1 protein-coding gene is annotated in these 512 nt (G+C 46.3%); it reads right to left on the reverse strand.

The features are described 5' to 3' along the window. Positions 1 to 12 precede the first annotated feature (12 nt). Positions 13 to 512 (reverse strand): signal recognition particle-docking protein FtsY (gene ftsY / locus M595_RS28470; RefSeq protein ID WP_023070006.1); only part of this gene is annotated, 500 nt, incomplete at its 5' end.

The following is a 512-nucleotide window of genomic DNA, read 5'->3' on the forward strand; positions in this document are numbered from 1 at the left end:
AAAAAATTCGACTTAGCCACTGAGTAAAGCTTCTATAAACTCATAGCTTGAAAAAGGTCTCAGGTCTTCGATACTTTCCCCCACACCAATAAAACGAATGGGTAAACCTAACTTTTGGACAATTGCTAGAGCAACACCACCTTTAGCAGTTCCATCTAATTTTGTCAAGACTACACCACTGAGTTGAGCAGCTTCCGCAAAAACTTCAGCCTGACGCAGACCATTTTGACCGAGAGTTGCATCGAGTACGAGTAGGGATTCTACGATCGCATCGGGTGCTTTTTTTTCAATAACCCGGCGCACTTTACTGAGTTCTTCCATCAAATTTTTCTTGTTTTGCAGGCGTCCGGCCGTATCAACCAAAAGCAGTTCGATGTTTCTGGATCTAGCGGCTTCCATTGCATCAAAGACAACGGCGGCTGGATCGGTATTCTTGCCGGGATTGGCAATGACATCAACCCCACTGCGTTCACCCCAGATTTTAACCTGTTCGACGGCGGCGGCTCGGAAAG

Origin of the sequence: Lyngbya aestuarii BL J, from assembly GCF_000478195.2 — a bacterium.
GTDB lineage: Bacteria > Cyanobacteriota > Cyanobacteriia > Cyanobacteriales > Microcoleaceae > Capilliphycus > Capilliphycus aestuarii.